Here is a 16,328-nt window from a genome sequence, read left to right on the forward strand (position 1 = left end):
CTATTTTATATTATTGGGGTATAGCCAAGCGGTAAGGCAAGGGACTTTGACTCCCTCATGCGTTGGTTCGAATCCAGCTACCCCAGTTACTATTTGCCGGCGTGGCGGAATTGGCAGACGCGCTGGACTCAAAATCCAGTGTCCGCAAGGACGTGCCGGTTCGACCCCGGCCGCCGGTATAGTATAGAGTTAAGGAACGTTGTAAATCTTCGTTCCTTTTTTATATTATTTTTGGTATAATAATAGTTATTCAAATTTTATTTAGATTATGAAAGTGTAGGGAAGTATGTCTCGTTCTATCGATTTATTAAAACATCGGTATTTGAAAAATATTAAAGAAAATCCTGGATTGTTTGTCGGGATTGAGCTGGAATATCCTGTTGTAAACTTGGAAGGGGATGCTACAGATGTTGAAGTTATCAAACACTTATTCCGATATTTAGTTTATGCTTTGGACTTTACTGTCGAAAAGGTTGATGATTTTGGGACTCCTATTCAGTTAGTGGACCCATTAAGTCAGGATGCTATTTTATTTGAAGTTTCCTATACTACGATTGAGTTTGCATTTGGTAAGACAGAAACGATTCAAGAGGTCGAAAATCGTTTTAACAATTATATGGTAGTAATCCAGAAAAAGTTAGCTGAATCAAATCATGCTATTGTTGGCTGTGGTATTCATCCCAACTGGGATAAAAATGAGAATTGTCCAGTGGTTTACCCACGCTATCAGATGTTGATGGACTATTTGAATTTGAGTAGAAATGTGACTAAATCAGACTTACATCATTTCCCTGAATATGGTGCTTTTATCTGTGGGAGTCAGGTACAGTTGGATGTTTCAAAGTCTAAATACTTACGGGTGATTAATGCTTTTACCCAAATTGAAGCTGCTAAGGCTTATTTATTTGCTAATTCTGAGTTTTCAGGTGAGGATTGGGATACGAGAATTGCAAGGGATATTTTCTGGGAAGAATCGATGCATGGTATCTATCCAGAAAACGTCGGGGTCAATGCTAGACTCTTTAAAGATGAGGATGATTTTTTTGATTATCTAGATCATTCTGCAATTTTTACTGCGGAACGTGATGAACAAACCTATTATTTTTATCCGATTCAGGCAAGCGAGTACCTGACAACACCTGAAATCCAAGCATATGCACTTAATGGGGATGAGATTATTATTTATCCTCAAGAGAAGGATTTTGAAACACATCGTAGTTATCAGTACCAAGACTTAACGACTCGTGGAACAGTTGAGTTTCGTAGTGTGTGTACTCAACCTCTAGATAGAACCTTCGCTTCAGCAGCTTTTCACTTAGGATTGTTGGTTAATTTAGATAAGTTAGAAGCTTACTTAGAAACAGTACCTTTCTTTAAAGAATTTGGTCGTGATTACAAGTTTTTAAGACGGCAATTTTCTAAAAAAAATCTTATAGCTGAGGAAAAAACTGCGATTATTGAATTTTCCAAAGACTTACTCCTTCTAGCTGAGGAAGGACTGGAGATGAGAAATAAGCAAGAAATGACCTACTTACAGGCTTTGAAAGAAGAATTGGGCCTATAATTTCTCTTACAAAAGGAGAATTTTCTGAAAAATCATGATATAATGGATGAGACTATAGATAAAGGACAGAGAGTAATGACATTAGTTTATCAATCAACGCGTGATGCCAACAATACAGTAACTGCTAGTCAAGCTATTTTGCAAGGTTTGGCGACGGACGGTGGTTTGTTTACACCGCTTACTTATCCAAAGGTAGATTTGGACTTTGACAAATTGAAAGATGCTTCTTATCAGGAAGTTGCTAAGTTAGTTTTGTCGGCATTTTTAGATGACTTTACAGCTGAGGAGTTGGACTACTGTATCAACAATGCCTACGATAGCAAATTTGATACTCCTGCTATCGCGCCATTAGTGAAATTAGACGGACAATATAACTTGGAACTTTTCCATGGTTCAACAATTGCCTTTAAGGATATGGCCTTGTCTATTTTGCCATACTTTATGACAACAGCTGCTAAGAAACATGGTTTGGAGAACAAGATTGTCATCTTGACAGCGACATCTGGTGACACGGGGAAAGCTGCTATGGCAGGATTTGCGGATGTACCTGGTACTGAGATTATCGTCTTTTATCCAAAGGATGGTGTCAGCAAGGTACAAGAGTTGCAAATGACCACTCAGACTGGCGACAATACTCATGTTATCGCTATTGATGGTAACTTTGACGATGCGCAAACAAATGTGAAGCACATGTTTAACGACGTAGTTCTTCGTGAAAGATTAGCGGCTAACAAGTTGCAATTTTCATCTGCAAACTCTATGAATATTGGTCGTTTGGTGCCACAGATTGTTTATTATGTTTATGCCTATGCTCAGTTAGTTAAGACTGGTGAGATTGTGGCTGGTGAACAGATCAACTTTACCGTACCAACAGGAAACTTTGGAAATATCTTGGCTGCTTTTTATGCCAAACAAATCGGCTTACCAGTTGGTAAATTGATCTGTGCTTCAAATGATAACAATGTTTTGACAGACTTCTTCAAGACACGTGTTTACGATAAGAAACGTGAGTTTAAAGTGACTACTAGTCCATCTATGGATATTTTGGTATCTTCAAACTTGGAGCGTTTGATTTTCCATCTTTTAGGTAATGATGCGGTTAAAACAGCTGAACTCATGAATGCCTTGAACAAGCAAGGACAATATGAGTTGACAGACTTTGATGCAGAGATTTTGGACCTCTTTGCAGCTGAATATGCGACTGAGGAAGAAACAGCGGCAGAAATCAAGCGTGTTTATGAGTCAGATTCCTATATCGAGGATCCACATACGGCGGTTGCCTCGGCAGTTTATAAGAAATACCAAGCGGCTACTGGCGATGTGACTAAGACAGTGATTGCTTCAACAGCGAGTCCATACAAGTTCCCAGTGGTTGCAGTAGAAGCTGTAACTGGAAAATCAGGGCTTGGCGACTTTGAAGCTTTGGCTCAATTACATGATATTTCAGGAGTGGCAGTGCCGCCAGCAGTTGACGGGCTTGAAACAGCTCCTGTTCGTCATAAGACAACTGTGGCGGCTGCTGACATGCGAGCAGCGGTTGAGGCTTATCTAGGACTTTAAGACAGAGGGAGTAAACTCGGTTGGGAAACCAACTGAGTTTCTTTTCATCAGGAGGAAGGATTGTTTAAGAAAAATAAAGACATTCTTAATATTGCCTTACCAGCTATGGGCGAAAACTTTTTGCAGATGCTCATGGGGATGGTGGATAGTTACTTGGTAGCCCACTTGGGCTTGATAGCTATTTCGGGTGTATCAGTAGCTGGCAATATTATCACGATTTACCAGGCGATTTTCATCGCTCTGGGGGCTGCTATTTCCAGTGTTATTTCAAAAAGTTTGGGGCAGAAGGATCAATCTATGCTAGCCTATCATGTGACTGAGGCGTTTAAGATTACCTTACTATTAAGTTTCCTTTTAGGAGCTTTGTCCATCTTCGCTGGGCAAGAGATGATAGGACTATTGGGAACGGAGAGGGCTGTAGTTGAGAGTGGAGGACTGTATCTATCTTTGGTAGGCGGATCGATTGTTCTTTTGGGCTTGATGACCAGTCTGGGTGCCTTGATTCGTGCAACGCATAATCCACGTCTGCCTCTCTATGTTAGTCTCTTGTCAAATGCTTTGAATATTCTCTTTTCCAGTCTAGCTATTTTTGTTCTTGATATGGGGATAGCTGGTGTTGCTTGGGGAACTATTCTGTCTCGCTTGGTAGGTCTTGTGATTTTATGGTCGCAATTAAAGTTGCCTTTTGAGAAACCGACTTTTGGTTTAGATAAGGAACTATTGACCTTAGCTTTGCCAGCAGCTGGAGAGCGGCTTATGATGCGTGCTGGAGATGTCGTTATCATTGTCTTGGTTGTGTCTTTCGGGACAGAGGCAGTGGCTGGAAATGCAGTCGGAGAAGTCTTGACCCAGTTTAACTATATGCCTGCCTTTGGCGTAGCTACGGCAACGGTCATGCTGGTGGCTCGAGCAGTTGGGGAGGATAATTGGAAAAGAGTCGCTAGTTTGAGTAAGCAAACCTTTTGGCTTTCTCTGTTCCTCATGTTACCCTTGACCTTCAGTATCTATGCTTTGGGTATACCACTAACTCATCTCTATACGACTGATTCTCTAGCGGTGGAGGCTAGTGTACTAGTGACACTTTTTTCACTACTTGGTACTCCTATGACGATAGGAACAGTCATCTATACAGCAGTCTGGCAGGGTTTGGGCAATGCTCGGCTTCCCTTTTATGCGACAAGTATAGGAATGTGGTGTATCCGCATTGGAACAGGGTATCTGATGGGGATTGTGCTTGGTTGGGGCTTGCCCGGTATTTGGGCCGGAACCCTTTTGGATAATGGTTTTCGTTGGTTATTTCTACGCTATCGTTACCAGCGCTATGTGAGCTTGAAAGGATAGGAAATGCAAAAAACAGCTTTTATTTGGGATTTAGATGGGACTTTATTGGACTCTTATGAAGCGATTTTATCAGGGATTGAGGAGACTTTTGGTCAGTTTGCTATTCCTTATGATAAAGAGAAGGTGAGAGAGTTTATCCTAAAGTATTCTGTGCAGGATTTGCTTGTGCAGGTGGCGGAAGAGAGAAAACTGGATGCGGAAGTGCTAAATCAGGTGCGTGCCCAGAGTTTGGCTGAGAAGAATGCTCAGGTAGTTTTGATGCCAGGTGCGCGTGAGGTGCTAGCTTGGGCAGAGGAATCAGGAATTCAGCAGTTTGTTTACACTCATAAGGGAGACAATGCTCTTACCATTCTCAGAGATTTGGGTTTGGAGTCCTATTTTACGGAGATTTTAACCAGTCAGAGTGGCTTTGCGCGTAAACCTAGTTCAGAAGCGGCTACCTATCTGTTAGACAAGTATCAGTTGGATTCTGAGAAGACCTATTATATAGGGGATCGGACTCTGGATGTGGAATTTGCCCAGAATAGTGGTATTCAAAGCCTCAACTTTTTAGAGTCGACTTATGAAGGAAATCACAGGATTCAAGCGTTAGCAGATATTTCCCGTTTTTTTAAGGCTGAGCGATAAAAAGATTGTGTCAGTTTTGTGACAGTGACCTAACAAACTGTTTCAAGTAACCGAGTTTGTTACAAGGAATAGACAGTTCTGTTAAATAGGCCCGAGAGGGCTTTGTTTCTGCATTTTTTGTGTTATCATAGACAGGTACTCATTTGAAAGGAATTTGAAAGAATGAAGAAAAGAATATTATTAGCCTCAACAGTAGCCTTGTCATTTGCCCCAGTATTGACAACTCAAGCAGAAGAAGTTCTTTGGACTGCACGTAGTGTTGAGCAAATCCAAAATGATTTGACTAAAACGGATAACAAAACAAGTTATACCGTTCAGTATGGTGATACCTTGAGCACCATTGCAGAAGCCTTGGGTGTAGATGTCACAGTTCTTGCGAATTTGAATAAAATCACGAATATGGACTTGATTTTCCCAGAAACTGTTTTGACAACGACTGTCAATGAAGCAGAAGAAGTAACAGAAGTTGAAATCCAAACTCCTCAAGCAGACTCTAGTGAAGAAGTGACAACTGCGACAGCAGATTTGACAACCAATCAAGTGACGGTTGATGATCAAACTGTTCAAGTTGCAGATCTTTCTCAACCAATTGCAGAAGCGCCAAAAGCAGTAGAAACTACAAGTACAAAAGAAGTAGCATCAAGTTCAGAAGTTGCAGAGACAGTTGCTACCGCAGAAGAAGTGGCACCATCTACAAACACCTCAACGTCAGAGGAGCAAACAGTCGAAACAAGCAGTGCAGTTGCAGAAGCAGTTTTTCAGGCAACGATTCCAGCTGAGAAAGAGGAAACACAAGCCAGCCCTCAACCTGAGGCAACAGTGGAAGAAACTACAACACCAGTAGAAGAAAAAGCGCCTGAAACAACTGCAACAAGTTCAGAAGAAGCAAAAGAAGCCTCATCAAAAGAAGCTACAACAGTAGTTTCTACTTATCAACCAGAAGAGAAGAAAACAGTTTCAACAACTTACGCAGCTCCAGCAGCGCCCGATTATGCTGGACTTGCGTTAGCGAAATCTGAAAATGCAGGCCTTCAACCACAAACAGCTGCCTTTAAAGAAGAAATTGCTAACTTGTTTGGCATTACATCCTTTAGTGGTTACCGTCCAGGGGACAGTGGAGATCACGGAAAAGGTTTGGCTATCGACTTTATGGTACCAGAAAGCTCAGAACTAGGGGATAAGGTTGCGGAATACGCTGTTCAAAATATGGCCAGCCGAGGAATTAGTTACATCATCTGGAAACAACGTTTCTATGCTCCATTCGATAGCAAATATGGGCCAGCTAATACTTGGAACCCAATGCCAGACCGTGGTAGCGTGACAGAAAATCACTATGATCACGTTCACGTTTCAATGAATGGATAAACCAGACTTTGTAATATCATTTTGACGAATGAGATCTAGCTTTCGTGATAGGAAGCGAGTCTCGTTCGTTTTTTCTTTGTCATACTATTCGAAAATCTCTTCAAACCACGTCAGTTTTATCTGCAACCTCAAAGCTGTGCTTTGAGCAACCTACGGATAGCTTCCTAGTTTGCTCTTTGATTTTCATTGAGTATCAATATGAATGGAAAATGGAAGTTACCATTTTGTAATGATTGAAGCAACATTCTTGCAATCTATTTTACTTCGCATTATAATTGATAAATCAACTATTGATAAATCAATTAAAAGGAGAAAGAAATGATAGAGATTCAAGATTTGCTTTATCAACTCCGCTTGTCTGAGCAAGCGAGTACGCAATTGTTTGAAAAAAGGCTTGGGATTAGTTTGACACGGTATCAGATTTTATTATTTTTGCTGAAGCATTCCCCTTGTAATCAAATAGCGGTTCAGGAGCGTTTGAAGATTGATCAGGCCGCCTTGACACGACATTTCAAGATTTTAGAAAAGGAAGGTTTGGTGGAGCGTCATCGTAATCCTGAAAATCAGCGAGAAGTGTTGGTAGAGACTACGAAGTATGCGAAGGAGCAGTTAGTGATGAATCCACCTCTACAGCATATCAAGGTTAAAGAAGCGATGGAAAGTATCTTAACAGAGTCTGAAAGAACAGAACTCAGACGTTTATTAAATAAATTGGTTTTGGGTATTGAGAATATAGAGATTTAAGGAGAAAAATATGTCAATTATGACAATCATTCTAGCAACGATCGTTGCTTTGGAGCATTTTTACATTTTTTATTTGGAAAGTATTGCAACGCAATCAGATGCAACCAGTCGAGACTTTAACATGGAAAAGGAAGAACTAGCTCGTCCGTCTGTAAGTTCACTGTTTAAAAATCAAGGGATTTATAACGCTCTGCTAGGAGTCTTTCTCCTGTATGGAATTTATTTCTCACAGAATTTAGAAATTGTGACTATTTTTGTTTTATTTGTGATTGGGGCTGCGGCTTATGGCTCTCTGACAGCAGATAAGAAAATTATTTTGAAGCAAGGTGGACCAGCTATTTTGGCCTTGATTAGTATTTTTCTCTTTAAATAAGCTCATACTCTTCGAAAATCAAATTCAAACCATGTCAGCGTCGCCTTGCCGTACTCAAGTACAGACTGTGGCTAGCTTCCTAGTTTGCTCTTTGATTTTCATTGAGTATCAGAGACCAATCCTAGACTCGCTAGTCCTTTTCACTCCAGAACAAGGGAAATATGTTATACTTGTTTTTAAGAAAAAGTCTCATTGAATTTGTTTTGAGGAGTTAGAAATGAAAGTATTAGTGACAGGTTTTGAGCCCTTTGGAGGGGAAATGGTCAATCCAGCTTTGGAGGCCATTAAAGGTTTACCAGCTGAAATCCATGGTGCTGAGGTTCGTTGGCTAGAAGTGCCAACAGTCTTTCACAAATCGGCCCAAGTATTGGAAGAAGAGATGAGTTGTTATCGACCTGACTTTGTCCTTTGTATTGGCCAAGCTGGTGGAAGATCTAGCTTGACACCTGAACGAGTGGCCATTAATCAAGACGATGCACGCATCCCGGATAACGAAGGTAATCAACCGATTGACCTTCCCATTCGCCCAGACGGTGCTCCGGCCTACTTTAGTAGTCTGCCGATTAAAGCGATGGTTCAAGCTATAAAAAAAGAGGGATTGCCGGCCTCTGTTTCCAATACTGCAGGGACTTTTGTCTGCAATCATTTGATGTATCAAGTCCTCTATTTGGTAGAAAAGAAATTTCCACATGTTAAGGCAGGTTTTATGCATATTCCTTATATGATGGAACAGGTGGTGAATCGACCGACCACTCCAGCTATGAGTTTAGTGGACATTATGCGAGGGATAGAAGCGGCAATCGGGGCCATTATCGAACATGGAGATCAGGATCTTAAGTTGGTAGGTGGAGAAACTCATTGATAGAAAAAAAGCTTGAGGGAAAAACCTTCAAACTTTTGGACGTTTTCGAGCCAGTACTGCTCGGTAAAAAATTATTTTATTGATTTGAATGTAGGGTAGGAGTGAGAAACTAGCAATTCCAAAGGTAATCCAATTGAGGAAGTACCAAGGAAGGAGTTGTAAGTCTAGGACAAAGCGTTGAAATTTGTAGCCTTTCATCAGGAAATGGCTGGTTTTAAGGATTTGTCCTGGTTTGGCCTGTCCTAAGTCTAGGGTGTCACAGAGGAGAAATTCTACCTGAGAATAGGCATAGTATTGTGGAATATAGAGACTATTTCCGATAATCATTAAGAGGATACTTGCTAGAAAATAAAGACCAAAGGTCATGAGGAAACGCTCGGTTTCAATTGACGTGAAATCCAGATTAGGAAACTCAGGATGGAGGGCAACGAATTTCTTGGCTAAAAAGCTACTGTAAAAGAGAAAGTAAATTCCGAGTAAACTAGGAATACTCCATAAGAAGAGATAGAAGCGTTTGAGAAGGAGAGTCAAAAAGGTTTGTGAAAAGTGCTCTTCGTTAAAGAGAGTGAGACTATTTTTGACGGATAGTTCTGTATCTGGATTCTTAATGAGTTTCAGCGTTGTATAAACTGAACTGGTTAGAAGAATAGTTCCGATAAAGGAGACTAATAGAGGAAAAAGGTAGGCTTGGAATACATGGCCAAACACGCTTAAAAAGGGTTGTTCTAAAATTGCTTCGTTGATACGCTCTAAGGGATTGAGGAAGCCAGACAAGATAACCAGCATGCTAGGTAAGAGATAGACGAGAAAGAGGCGGGGATTTTCAGCCTGAAATTGTCTGGCTTGCACACGAACGGTTTTTAAATCAATTTTTGGGTATTTCATTCTCTCATTATACCATAGTTCGTGACAGTTCCAGCTTTTTTTGATAAAATCATACAGTATGCCCTTGGGCACAAAGTATGAACTGGGACTGTCTTTCCCAGCTTCGGAGGTAAAAAATGTCAGATTCACCAATCAAATATCGTTTGATTAAGAAAGAAAAACACACAGGAGCTCGTCTGGGCGAAATCATCACTCCCCATGGCACCTTCCCGACACCTATGTTTATGCCGGTTGGGACACAAGCCACTGTCAAAACTCAGTCGCCTGAAGAATTGAAGGAGATGGGTTCGGGAATTATCCTGTCAAACACCTATCATCTCTGGCTTCGCCCTGGAGATGAACTCATCGCACGCGCAGGTGGTCTCCACAAGTTCATGAATTGGGACCAGCCTATCTTGACAGATAGTGGTGGTTTTCAGGTTTATTCCTTAGCAGATAGCCGTAATATCACAGAAGAAGGAGTAACCTTTAAAAACCATCTCAATGGTTCTAAGATGTTCTTGTCCCCAGAAAAAGCCATTTCTATTCAGAACAATCTGGGCTCAGACATCATGATGTCCTTTGACGAATGTCCTCAGTTTTATCAACCTTACGACTACGTTAAGAAATCAATCGAGCGTACCAGTCGTTGGGCTGAGCGTGGTTTGAAGGCTCACCGTCGTCCACATGACCAAGGTTTGTTTGGGATTGTGCAGGGGGCAGGATTTGAAGACCTGCGTCGCCAATCGGCTCATGACCTTGTCAGTATGGATTTCCCAGGCTACTCTATCGGTGGTTTGGCGGTGGGAGAAACCCACGAAGAGATGAATGCTGTCTTGGACTTTACAACCCAATTGTTGCCTGAAAACAAACCTCGCTATCTGATGGGTGTGGGAGCGCCAGATAGCTTGATTGATGGGGTGATTCGTGGGGTGGATATGTTTGACTGTGTCTTGCCGACTCGTATCGCTCGTAACGGAACTTGTATGACCAGTCAAGGTCGTTTGGTTGTCAAAAATGCTCAGTTTGCTGAGGACTTTACGCCACTGGATCCTGAGTGTGATTGCTACACATGTAAGAACTATACACGCGCTTATCTTCGTCACCTGCTCAAGGCTGATGAAACCTTTGGTATCCGCTTGACGAGTTATCACAATCTTTACTTCTTGCTTAACCTGATGAAGCAAGTGCGACAAGCCATCATGGATGACAATCTCTTGGAATTCCGTGAGTATTTTGTTGAAAAATACGGCTATAATAAGTCAGGCCGTAATTTTTAAACTGGAATTGATATAAGCTAAAAATCCTAAGTTTTCTCTTGGGATTTTTCTTCTTTTTTTGATAGAATAAAGTGTATAATGAAAGGGAGAATAAACTCGTATGCGTATTAAATGGTTTTCCTTGATTAGGATTACAGGTTTACTTTTGGTACTCTTGTATCATTTCTTTCAGACAATCTTTCCTGGAGGATTTTTCGGGGTAGATGTCTTTTTCACATTTTCAGGCTTTCTGATTACGGCTCTACTTATCGAAGAATTTTCTAAAAATCATGAAATTGATTTGGTTGGATTTTTTAGGAGACGCTTTTATCGGATTGTGCCACCTGTGGTTTTGATGGTCTTGGTGACCATGCCCTTTACCTTTCTAGTTCGGCAAGATTATGTGGCTGGAATTGGGGGTCAGATTGCGGGTGTCTTAGGCTTCATGACCAACTTCTATGAAATCCTAACAGGTGGGAGTTATGAATCTCAGTTCATTCCTCATTTGTTTGTTCATAATTGGAGCTTGGCTGTTGAGGTTCACTACTATATCCTCTGGGGATTGGCAGTTTGGTTCTTATCTAAACAGTCCAGATCAAATGGTCAGTTGAGAGGAATGGTCTTTCTCTTATCTGCTGTTGCCTTTTTGATTAGTTTCTTCTCCATGTTTATTGGTAGTTTAATGGCGAGCTCCTATTCCACTGTCTACTTTTCAAGTCTAACCCATGTCTACCCTTTCTTTTTAGGAAGTATACTTGCAACAGTTGTGGGCGTTCGTCAGACGAGCGATTTGGTCAGACAATTTGATCGAATGTGGAATCTACGTCAGAATCTGTTAGTATTTGGAGCAGGTCTCTTAGTATTATTACTGTTGACTTTCTTCGTTAAGTTTACCTATCTCTTTGCTTATTTATTTGGATTCTTAATGGCCAGTTTAGCAGCCATGGCTATGATTGTTGCTGCGCGTGTCTTGCATGAAAAAACTCCCAATATAGAAGAACCAAAGGTAATCAGTTTTCTAGCAGACACTAGCTATGCAGTTTATCTTTTCCATTGGCCATTTTATATTGTTTTTTCTCAGTTAATGAGCAATCTACCGGCTGTTATTCTGACAATTATCTTTTCATATTTTTTTGCTAGCCTATCTTTTTATGTTATTGAACCTTTGATCGCTGGAAAGACAAGTCCTATAATACGGAAAATTGCTAGCTTACCTCATATACAAGTAATTAGCACATCTATTTTTGGAATTCTTAGCTTGCTTACAGTAGTTATCATAGCCCTAGCTCCTCAGGTAGGTGACTTTGAAACGGATTTGATGGTCAATGGTTTCAAACAAGCACAAACCAATATTGGGCAAACTAAAATGCTTGCTGAGCAGGCAGAAGTAAGTCGTTTGGGCATTGTAGAAGGAACGAGTTTAATTGGTGATTCAGTTGCTTTGCGTGCAAATACAGCCTTGAAAGAAGCACTTCCTGATGCAAATATTAATGCTCAGGTTAGTCGTACTACCAAGCAAGCCAATGACATTATGCTCAATAACAGCCAGAACAAGGCACTTTTAAAAACAGTTGTCATTGCAACGGGTGTTAATAACCCTGAGGGTTACAAGAATGATTTGGACAGTCTTGTTAATAATTTGCCAAAAGGTCATCATTTGATTTTAGTTACACCTTACGAGGGAGATAAGAGCAAGGATACATATGCATCGGTGGAGCAGTATGCAAACTATGCACGTGAATTAGCTGAAAAGACTCCTTATGTAAGTATTGCTGACTGGAATAAGGTTTCTAAGGAACATCCTGAAATCTGGGCTGGAACAGACCAAGTTCACTTTGGGAATGACAATAGCAAGCTAGAAGAAGGTGCTAAGCTATACGCAGAAACGATAGTAGCTGCTGTTAAGGCTGCTCAAGAACAACCTGTGAAATCAAAATGAGATAAAAGAGTTGGAGAAATCCAGCTCTTTTAAAATATCTCTAGAAAATAGGTCTATACCATTTACAAATAAAAAAGAAAGGTTTATAATGTAATTGACATAATAAATTGTAGAATCAATCTTTTAAGGAGGTTAACATTATGCCTAACTATATTAAAGCGGATCAGTTTTTCTACCCACACGGAGTTCGTCGTGGTGGTTACTTGGAACTTGTGGACGGCAAGTTTGGAAAGCATGTAGAAGAGATTCCTGAAGGCGCTGACGTCATTGACTATACAGGATACAGCATTGCGCCAGGACTTGTGGATACCCACATTCATGGATTTGGTGGTGTGGATGTTATGGATAATAATATCGAAGGAACACTTCATACCATGAGTGAAGGACTCCTCAGTATGGGAGTAACGAGCTTCTTACCAACCACTTTAACATCAACTTATGAGCAATTGCTCGCGGTAACTGAAAATATCGGTGCTCGTTACCAGGAAGCAAGTGGAGCCAAGATTCGTGGAATCTATTTTGAAGGACCTTATTTCACAGAGAAATACAAGGGGGCTCAAAACCCTGCTTACATGAAAGATCCTCGTATGGATGAGTTCCGTACTTGGCAAAAAGCAGCAAATGGCTTGCTAAATAAAATTGCCCTTGCACCAGAACGTGAAGGTGTAGAGGACTTTGTTCGTACGGTTACGGGCGAAGGTGTGACGGTTGCTCTTGGGCACTCAAACGCGACTTTTGATGAAGCTAAAAAAGCAGTCGATGCTGGAGCGAGTGTTTGGGTACACGCCTACAATGGAATGCGTGGGTTGACTCACCGCGAACTCGGTATGGTTGGAGCCATGTATCAATTACCTCATACCTATGCAGAGTTGATCTGTGATGGCCACCACGTAGATCCAAAAGCCTGCGAAATTCTTATCAAACAAAAAGGAACAGAAAACATTGCTCTTATCACAGACTGTATGACAGCTGGTGGATTGGAAGACGGTGACTATATGTTGGGAGAATTCCCAGTTGTCGTTGCAAATGGAACTGCTCGCCTCAAATCGACAGGCAATTTGGCAGGTTCTATTCTCAAACTCAAGGACGGTTTGAAAAATGTGGTTGACTGGAACATTGCTTCTCCACACGAAGCAGTTATGATGGCAAGCTTTAACCCAGCAAAATCTGTTCATATTGATGATGTCTGTGGCCAAATCCGTGAAGGCTATGACGCTGACTTTATCGTACTAGATAAAGATTTGGAATTGGTAGCAACCTACCTAGATGGTGTGAAACGCTATCAAGCATAAGAGAGAAGGCAGGAGTTAGAGACTAGCTTCTGCTTTTTTATTATGTGACTATTAGTCCGTAAGGCAGCAGAACAAATTCAGTTTTCCATCAGATGGCTGGATTTTTTATCAAAAAATTAAGAAATGAGCATATTTCTTTCCTTGTTTAGTGGAATTAGTTATAATATACGATACAAAGGAAATGAATGAATATGTATCGTGTTATAGAAATGTATGGAGATTTTGAACCTTGGTGGTTCTTAGAAGGTTGGGAAGAAGATATTGTAGCTAGTAAGAAATTTGACCAGTATTATGATGCTCTCAAATACTACAAAACTTGCTGGTTTAGATTGGAACAAGAATCCCCTCTTTATAAAAGTAGAAGTGACTTGATGACCATTTTCTGGGATCCAGAAGACCAACGTTGGTGTGATGAATGTGACGAGTATTTACAACAATACCATTCTTTGGCTCTTTTGCAGGACGAGCAGGTTATTCCAGATGAAAAATTACGCCCAGGCTATGAAAAACAAACAGGTAAGGAAAGGCACCGTTCTTGCCGTATGAAATTAAGATAGAGGAAAAGTAACTTTTTGGAGTTGCTTTTTTTATTTTTCCAAATCTTTGCGAATAGTATAGGTGAGGAGGTAAGTATGGTTCAAGAAATTGCACAAGAAATCATTCGTTCAGCTCGGAAAAAAGGAGCGCAAGACATTTATTTTGTTCCTAAGTTAGATGCCTATGAGCTTCATATGAGGATAGGAGACGAGCGCTGTAAAATTGGTTGTTATGATTTTGAAAAGTTTGCGGCCGTCATCAGTCACTTTAAGTTTGTGGCGGGTATGAATGTTGGAGAAAAGCGACGTAGTCAACTTGGTTCCTGTGATTATGCCTATGACCAGAAGGTGGCGTCCTTACGTTTATCTACTGTAGGCGACTATCGAGGGCATGAGAGTTTAGTTATTCGCTTGTTGCATGATGAGGAGCAGGACTTGCATTTTTGGTTTCAGGATATTGATGAATTGGGCAAGCAGTATAGGCAACGGGGACTTTATCTTTTTGCTGGTCCAGTCGGAAGTGGTAAGACAACCCTGATGCACGAATTGGCCAAGTCCATCTTTAAAGGACAGCAAGTCATGTCTATCGAAGATCCTGTAGAAATCAAGCAGGAGGACATGCTCCAGTTGCAGTTGAACGAAGCAATCGGACTAACCTATGAAAATCTGATTAAGCTTTCCCTACGGCATCGTCCTGATCTCTTGATTATCGGAGAAATTCGTGACAGCGAAACGGCGCGTGCAGTGGTCAGAGCTAGTTTGACAGGTGCGACAGTCTTTTCAACCATTCATGCCAAGAGTATTCGAGGTGTTTATGAGCGCCTGCTGGAGTTGGGTGTGAGTGAGGAGGAATTAGCAGTCGTTCTGCAAGGAGTTTGTTACCAGAGATTAATCGGGGGAGGAGGAATTGTTGACTTTGCAAACAAAGACTATCAAGAACACCAGCCAACTAGCTGGAATGAACAGATTGACCAGCTTCTTAAAGATGGACATATCACAAGTCTTCAGGCTGAAACGGAAAAAATTAGCTACAGCTAAGCAAAAAAATATCATCACCTTGTTTAACAATCTCTTTTCCAGCGGTTTTCATCTAGTGGAGACTATCTCATTTTTAGATAGGAGTGCTTTGTTGGACAAGCAGTGTGTGACCCAGATGCGTACAGGTTTGTCTCAGGGGAAATCATTCTCAGAAATGATGGAAAGTTTGGGTTTTTCAAGTGCCATTGTCACTCAGTTATCCCTAGCTGAAGTTCATGGGAATCTCCACCTTAGTTTAGGAAAGATAGAAGAGTATCTGGACAATCTGACCAAGGTCAAGAAAAAATTAATTGAAGTAGCGACCTATCCCTTGATTTTGCTGGGTTTTCTTTTCTTAATTATGCTGGGGCTACGGAACTATCTACTACCACAACTGGATAGTAGCAATATTGCCACCCAAATCATTGGAAATCTGCCACAAATCTTTCTAGGAATGGTGGGGTTTGTTTCCATACTTGCCCTTTTAGCACTAACTTTCTATAAAAGAAGTTCCAAAATGCGTGTCTTTTCTATCTTAGCGCGTCTTCCCTTCTTTGGAATCTTTGTTCAGACTTATTTGACAGCTTATTATGCGCGTGAATGGGGGAATATGATTTCTCAAGGGATGGAGTTGACGCAGATTTTTCAAATGATGCAGGAACAAGGTTCCCAACTCTTTAAAGAAATCGGTCAAGATCTAGCTCAAGCCCTACAAAATGGTCGCGAATTTTCTCAAACCATAGCAACCTATCCTTTCTTTAAGAAAGAGTTGAGTCTTATTATCGAGTATGGTGAAGTCAAGTCCAAGCTGGGGAGTGAGTTGGAAATCTATGCTGAAAAAACTTGGGAAGCCTTTTTTACCCGAGTTAACCGCACCATGAATTTGGTGCAGCCACTGGTTTTTATCTTTGTGGCACTGATTATCGTTTTACTTTATGCGGCAATGCTCATGCCCATGTATCAAAATATGGAGGTAAATTTTTAA

At 40.9% G+C, this 16,328-nt stretch carries 15 protein-coding genes and 3 tRNA genes (1 of these 18 running past the window's edge); 17 read left to right on the forward strand and 1 reads right to left on the reverse strand.

The window, feature by feature from the left end; all coding sequences use genetic code 11:
• The 11 genes from M594_RS00810 to pcp all read left to right on the forward strand — a co-directional run.
• Position 1: transfer RNA gene (locus M594_RS00810), tRNA-His, on the forward strand; it begins 72 nt to the left of the window's first position.
• 13 nt (positions 2–14) lie between these two features.
• Positions 15–86: transfer RNA gene (locus tag M594_RS00815), tRNA-Gln, on the forward strand.
• 9 nt (positions 87–95) lie between these two features.
• Positions 96–179, forward strand: a tRNA-Leu gene (locus M594_RS00820).
• A 107-nt stretch (positions 180–286) separates the two neighbouring features.
• Positions 287–1,564 carry a gamma-glutamylcysteine synthetase gene (locus tag M594_RS00825; RefSeq protein ID WP_173875717.1) on the forward strand — a complete coding sequence of 426 codons (1,278 nt, stop codon included), beginning with the start codon at positions 287–289 and terminating at the stop codon, positions 1,562–1,564.
• A gap of 75 nt (positions 1,565–1,639) precedes the next feature.
• Positions 1,640–3,124, forward strand: a complete 1,485-nt coding sequence (thrC, locus tag M594_RS00830) for a threonine synthase (protein WP_173875718.1) — start codon at positions 1,640–1,642, stop codon at positions 3,122–3,124.
• Positions 3,125–3,184: 60 nt separating this feature from the next.
• Positions 3,185–4,465, forward strand: a complete 1,281-nt coding sequence (locus tag M594_RS00835; RefSeq protein WP_045606637.1) for an MATE family efflux transporter — start codon at positions 3,185–3,187, stop codon at positions 4,463–4,465.
• A gap of 3 nt (positions 4,466–4,468) precedes the next feature.
• Positions 4,469–5,092: an HAD family hydrolase gene (locus M594_RS00840; protein WP_173875719.1), complete on the forward strand. Its 624-nt coding sequence runs from the start codon at positions 4,469–4,471 to the stop codon at positions 5,090–5,092.
• A gap of 162 nt (positions 5,093–5,254) precedes the next feature.
• Positions 5,255–6,457, forward strand: a complete 1,203-nt coding sequence (locus M594_RS00845) for a LysM peptidoglycan-binding domain-containing protein (RefSeq protein ID WP_173875720.1) — start codon at positions 5,255–5,257, stop codon at positions 6,455–6,457.
• A 318-nt stretch (positions 6,458–6,775) separates the two neighbouring features.
• Positions 6,776–7,201, forward strand: a complete 426-nt coding sequence (locus tag M594_RS00850) for a MarR family winged helix-turn-helix transcriptional regulator (protein ID WP_173875721.1) — start codon at positions 6,776–6,778, stop codon at positions 7,199–7,201.
• Between the two features lie 10 nt (positions 7,202–7,211).
• Positions 7,212–7,574 carry a DUF1304 domain-containing protein gene (locus M594_RS00855; RefSeq protein ID WP_150923264.1) on the forward strand — a complete coding sequence of 121 codons (363 nt, stop codon included), beginning with the start codon at positions 7,212–7,214 and terminating at the stop codon, positions 7,572–7,574.
• A gap of 217 nt (positions 7,575–7,791) precedes the next feature.
• Entirely contained in the window at positions 7,792–8,436 is a 645-nt protein-coding gene (gene pcp / locus M594_RS00860) for a pyroglutamyl-peptidase I (RefSeq protein ID WP_173875722.1), read from the forward strand.
• Positions 8,437–8,463: 27 nt separating this feature from the next.
• Here the strand turns inward: pcp and M594_RS00865 are convergent, their stop codons facing one another.
• Entirely contained in the window at positions 8,464–9,321 is an 858-nt protein-coding gene (locus M594_RS00865) for a DUF975 family protein (protein WP_173875723.1), read from the reverse strand.
• 116 nt (positions 9,322–9,437) lie between these two features.
• Here M594_RS00865 and tgt point away from each other — a divergent pair, with 116 nt between their 5' ends.
• The 6 genes from tgt (at position 9,438) to comGB (ending at position 16,328) form a co-directional block, all read left to right on the forward strand.
• Positions 9,438–10,580: a tRNA guanosine(34) transglycosylase Tgt gene (tgt, locus tag M594_RS00870; protein ID WP_001285237.1), complete on the forward strand. Its 1,143-nt coding sequence runs from the start codon at positions 9,438–9,440 to the stop codon at positions 10,578–10,580.
• A gap of 100 nt (positions 10,581–10,680) precedes the next feature.
• Entirely contained in the window at positions 10,681–12,498 is a 1,818-nt protein-coding gene (locus tag M594_RS00875; protein ID WP_173875724.1) for an acyltransferase family protein, read from the forward strand.
• A 140-nt stretch (positions 12,499–12,638) separates the two neighbouring features.
• Positions 12,639–13,790: an N-acetylglucosamine-6-phosphate deacetylase gene (nagA, locus tag M594_RS00880; protein WP_033687416.1), complete on the forward strand. Its 1,152-nt coding sequence runs from the start codon at positions 12,639–12,641 to the stop codon at positions 13,788–13,790.
• Positions 13,791–13,981: 191 nt separating this feature from the next.
• Positions 13,982–14,347 carry a DUF1033 family protein gene (locus M594_RS00885; RefSeq protein ID WP_173875725.1) on the forward strand — a complete coding sequence of 122 codons (366 nt, stop codon included), beginning with the start codon at positions 13,982–13,984 and terminating at the stop codon, positions 14,345–14,347.
• A gap of 75 nt (positions 14,348–14,422) precedes the next feature.
• On the forward strand, positions 14,423–15,364 hold the full coding sequence (gene comGA, locus M594_RS00890) for a competence type IV pilus ATPase ComGA (RefSeq protein ID WP_173875726.1): 942 nt from the start codon (positions 14,423–14,425) through the stop codon (positions 15,362–15,364).
• Positions 15,312–16,328 carry a competence type IV pilus assembly protein ComGB gene (gene comGB / locus M594_RS00895; RefSeq protein ID WP_153209728.1) on the forward strand — a complete coding sequence of 339 codons (1,017 nt, stop codon included), beginning with the start codon at positions 15,312–15,314 and terminating at the stop codon, positions 16,326–16,328. Before comGA ends, comGB begins: the two co-directional genes overlap by 53 nt.

Origin of the sequence: Streptococcus mitis (assembly GCF_013305725.1) — a bacterium.
In the GTDB taxonomy this organism is placed as follows: domain Bacteria; phylum Bacillota; class Bacilli; order Lactobacillales; family Streptococcaceae; genus Streptococcus; species Streptococcus mitis_BO.